Here is a 397-nt window from a genome sequence, read left to right as displayed (position 1 = left end):
GCAACGCCGTCTCCTTCCTCCACTGGGCCCTGGAGACCTTCTCCCCGGAGGACTTGAAGGGCACCCTCGCCGCCACGAGCCTCAACTTCGACCTCTCCGTCTTCGAGCTCTTCGCCCCGTTGTGCAGTGGTGGTGCGGTCGTCGTCGCTCGCAACGCCCTGCACCTGGCGGAGCTGCCCACCGCTTCGCTCGTCACCCTCGTCAACACCGTCCCTTCCGCCATGGCGCAACTGCTGCGCCTGGGCGCCGTGCCTCCCTCCGTGCGTGTCGTCAACCTCGCCGGTGAAGCCCTGCCGGAGACACTCGCCAAGCAGGTCTACGCCGTGCCCACGGTGCGGAAGCTCTACAACCTCTACGGGCCTTCCGAGGACACCACCTACTCCACCGCTTCTCTCGT

1 protein-coding gene is annotated in these 397 nt (G+C 67.0%); it reads left to right on the top strand.

Translation table 11 applies throughout. The annotated features are described in order from the left end of the window. The coding region (locus U8525_RS34505) for an AMP-binding protein (protein WP_374270977.1) at nt 1-397 on the top strand (397 nt) is incomplete at both ends.

It is taken from the genome of Corallococcus sp. RDP092CA, assembly GCF_041903675.1.
Classification (GTDB): domain Bacteria; phylum Myxococcota; class Myxococcia; order Myxococcales; family Myxococcaceae; genus Corallococcus.
The sequence above is the reverse complement of the archived record's forward strand: the minus strand, read 5'-3'. Positions and strand labels throughout refer to the sequence as shown.